The following is a 3,737-nucleotide window of genomic DNA, read 5'->3' as shown; positions in this document are numbered from 1 at the left end:
CGCGAATATGTGTAATGTGGAGCTCCACATTACACGGCTTCTTTGCAGTCGCAGTTTATGTCGAGCGTGGCGGCGAGAGACGCAGGTTTCCTTCGGTTTTCCATGATTTCACTCCAGATAATTACGGTTCCCTCGACCTGAACAAGTCGAAGGAACCAACATGCGATCAAGATCATTATTGTCGTTTCGAGCGGCCCGGCTCCGGGTCGAAGACCCGCCCAGTCACGACGCTCTACTCACCGCATTCCTCTCCTCTCTGTCGCTCGACGAGAGGTCAGGCAGTGCGATTCTGTTTGGCGCTGCGGCCCGTCATTTCCTGCATTGGATGGAACTGCATGGGATCGCGATCCGCACGATCGACGATCGGACCGTTCGGCGGTTCGAGAAGCATCGGTGCCGTTGCCACCGGTATTCGGCGCAGCAGCCAGTCTATAAGGCGGACATTGCAGCGCGAGTCAGGCGCTTCGTCCGCTTCCTGGAGGATCAAGGCTACGTCGGTGTCGACGACGGGATCGACGATCTGCCACGGCACCTCGCCGACTATTTCGATGGGATCGATCGCTTGCAACTCGCGCAAGGACCGGCCCAGTCCTATCGATCCGAGGCCGAGCATTTCGCGGCCTGGCTTCGCATTGCGCGACGACAATGGGCCGATATCGATGACACGATCATCGACCAGTACGGCGCGCATGATTGTCGATGTCCGGTCTGGCGCAAGCGAGGCAAGCTTGTTGCCTCGGGCGCGAAGCGGCGGCGGCGAGGCGCTCGGCACTTCGTCGAGTTCTTGCGCGACCGCGGTGTCATCCCTTCAGTCGAACTGGTGTCGGATGACGACCCGCACATGGCGGCATATCTGGCATGGCTCAAGCAACACCGCGGCGCGACCGATGAGACGATCCGGCGCTACCGGGCCGATATCAGGCGGCTCGCGCCTATGCTCGGCGAGCCTTCACAATGGGATGCAGCCGTCCTCAGACGGGCGTTTCAACAACGAAGCAAGGAGACGCCGGGTTCGGCATCACTGCTCGTCACGATAATACGGAGCTATATTCGGTTCCTGGTCGTGCAGGGTATTTGCCGTCCAGCTTTGTTGCACGCGATCCCATCAGTGCAACGCTACCGTCTTTCGACGCTGCCCCGGCACGTTAACCCGGCAACGATCGAGCAGATCATCGGCGCATGTCCGACTGATCGCCCGGTGGAAGTTCGGGACAAGGCCATCATTCTCCTGCTCGCCCGGCTTGGCCTGCGTGCCGGTGATATTCGGGATATGCACCTCGACGATATCGACTGGCGCTCGGGCCACCTGACGGTCAAGGGCAAGACGCGTCGGCCTGATCGCCTGCCATTGCCTCAGGACGTCGGTGACGCGATCCTGGACTACATTGCCACGGCGCGTCCCAAGACCGCCGATCCGCATCTGTTCGTGCGCGCGCAAGCCCCGTTCCGTTCGTTCCGCTCATCGGCGGAGATCGCCGGCATCGTTGCACGCACGCATGAGCGCGGCGGGATCGAAGGCGTGCCGACCGGATCGCACATTTTCCGGCATTCGCTTGCCACCAACTTGCTGCGCGCGGGCGCAGGGCTGGAGTCCGTTGGAACGATCCTGCGCCACAGCTCGCCCGAGACCACCGCCATCTACGCCAAGGTCGACCTGCCGATGCTCATGAAAATCGCGCAGCCATGGCCGGGAGAACCGTCATGCTGAGCACGCAGATTGCCAGATACGTCTCGCTGTATCGCAGCTTGGGGCGGAAGTTCTCGGAACAGGAACGACTGCTGCGCCAATACGCCGCTTTCGCTGAACGCTTCGGTGACCGGCACACCCGAGTGCAGCGCATCTACGACTGGTGCCACACGGCAAGCTCGCAAAACGTGGCTCGCCATAGGTACGACGCTGCTCGTAACTTCAGCCTTTTCGCTCATGCCGAGGACCCAGACAACGAAGTCCCGCCTGTCGGCGTTTTCGGCCGGGGGAAGCGGCCACGTCCCACTCCGACCATAATCGAAGCGGACCAGGTGCGGGCGATCATGGCGGCGGCATTGAACGTTCCGCCCCATGGCACGATTAGCCCATACACGTACCATTACCTGTTCGGCCTGCTCGCGGCGACAGGTCTCCGGATTTCCGAGGCTCTCGCGCTACAGTGCAACGATCTGGTCGAGGATGGGCTGGTCGTCCGCAACGGCAAGTTCGGCAAGCAGCGACTGATCGCCTTGCAGCCATCGACGCGCCAAGCACTCGAAGCCTACATTGCGATCCGCGCGAAGCACCCGGCCAAGTGTAATGACCTGTTCGTCACTATCCGGGGGCGGGCGCCGCACAAGGTGCGCGCCCACGTCGTGTTCGTCAGGTTGGCCCGGCTTCTCGGATATCGTGGAGCAACCGGTACGGCAGGCATGCGACTCCACGATCTGCGACATACGTTCGCTGTTCGCTCGCTTGAGTCCTGCCCGCGTGAGAGGGAGGCCATTGCCCACCACATGGCCGGTCTCAGTGTCTACCTGGGGCACGCGTCGATCGCCAACACGTACTGGTATCTCGAAGCCACGCCAGTGCTGCTGCGCGACATTGCGGCTGCAAGCGAGCAACTTTTTCAAGGAGAAGCGGCATGACGGCGCTTGCTCCCCATCTCTCGGCATATCTGCGGGAACATCTGCCGCGCGAACGCGCCGTCAGCCCGCACACGGTGAAGACCTATGCCAACTGCTTCGTCCTCCTCGTCCAGTTCGCTGCCGATCGGCTGAAGCGCCGACCGACCGATCTCGAGGTTGAGGATCTCGGCACAGACATGATCATGGCCTTCCTCGATCATGTGGAGATCGGCCGCGGCAGCTGCGTGCGGACCCGCAATGGCAGGCTCGCCGCGATCCGATCCTTCTTCCGATACATCGAGTACCGGATTCCAGCCTGCCTCGATCAGGCACTCCGTGTCAGAGCAATCCCGACCAAGAAGACAGACAAGGCGCTGATCGATTACCTCGACCGGGCCGAGATCAAGGCTTTGCTCGATACACCCGATCCCCGGACACGCCTCGGCACCCGTGATCGCGCGATGCTGCATCTTACCTATGCTGGCGGACTGAGGGTGTCGGAACTCGTAACGCTGCAACTGGGCGATTTCCCGGACCGCTCCCTGTCCACCATGCACATCATGGGCAAAGGGCGACGTGAACGGGTCCTGCCGCTGTGGAAGGAGACCCAGATCGCATTGCGCGCATGGCTTGCGATCCGGCCTCAAGTTGAGGTCACCGAGATTTTCCTCAATGCCAACGGGCAGCCGATGACCCGCGACGGATTTGCGTTCCGATTGGCCGAGCACGTCAAGACGGCAGCGACGAAGCAGCCGTCGATCCTTGGGAAGCGCGTCACACCCCACGTGCTTCGTCATTCTTGCGCGATGCACACGCTCGCGGCGACGGGGGACATTCGCAAGGTCGCATTATGGCTCGGCCACGCCAGTATCCAGAGCACCGAGACCTACTTGCGCGCCGATCCCGAAGAGAAGCTGCAGATTCTCGCAGCCCACGGTGCCCCTGCGATCAAGCCGGGGCGCTTCAAGCCGCCTTCCGACGCCTTGATCACAATGCTCACCGACGTTCGAAGGCGGGCCTGACCCGTCTTCGAACACTCCCTCTAACCCGCATATTATCTGGAGTGAAATCATGGAAAACCGAAGGAAACCTGCGTCTCTCGCCGCCACGCTCGACATAAACTGCGACTGCAAAGAATATGT

At 61.4% G+C, this 3,737-nt stretch carries 3 protein-coding genes; all 3 read left to right on the top strand.

All coding sequences use genetic code 11. From position 1 onward, the window contains the following. Positions 1-160: 160 nt before the first annotated feature. From ACP7BY_RS20940 to ACP7BY_RS20930, 3 genes are read left to right on the top strand one after another with little or no spacing between them, the layout of a single operon-like run. Positions 161-1,708, top strand: coding sequence for a tyrosine-type recombinase/integrase (locus ACP7BY_RS20940; protein ID WP_011540750.1), 1,548 nt, complete (start codon positions 161-163; stop codon positions 1,706-1,708). Next, positions 1,702-2,616, top strand: coding sequence for a tyrosine-type recombinase/integrase (locus ACP7BY_RS20935; protein WP_132884434.1), 915 nt, complete (start codon positions 1,702-1,704; stop codon positions 2,614-2,616). The genes ACP7BY_RS20940 and ACP7BY_RS20935 overlap by 7 nt, the downstream gene beginning before the upstream one ends. Then, positions 2,613-3,617 carry a tyrosine-type recombinase/integrase gene (locus ACP7BY_RS20930; RefSeq protein WP_024310637.1) on the top strand — a complete coding sequence of 335 codons (1,005 nt, stop codon included), beginning with the start codon at positions 2,613-2,615 and terminating at the stop codon, positions 3,615-3,617. The genes ACP7BY_RS20935 and ACP7BY_RS20930 overlap by 4 nt, the downstream gene beginning before the upstream one ends. Positions 3,618-3,737 lie beyond the last annotated feature (120 nt).

The organism is Sphingomonas sp. PSPC2-2 (genome assembly GCF_049897725.1).
In the GTDB taxonomy this organism is placed as follows: domain Bacteria; phylum Pseudomonadota; class Alphaproteobacteria; order Sphingomonadales; family Sphingomonadaceae; genus Sphingomonas.
This window is presented reverse-complemented; position numbering and strand designations above follow the sequence as displayed.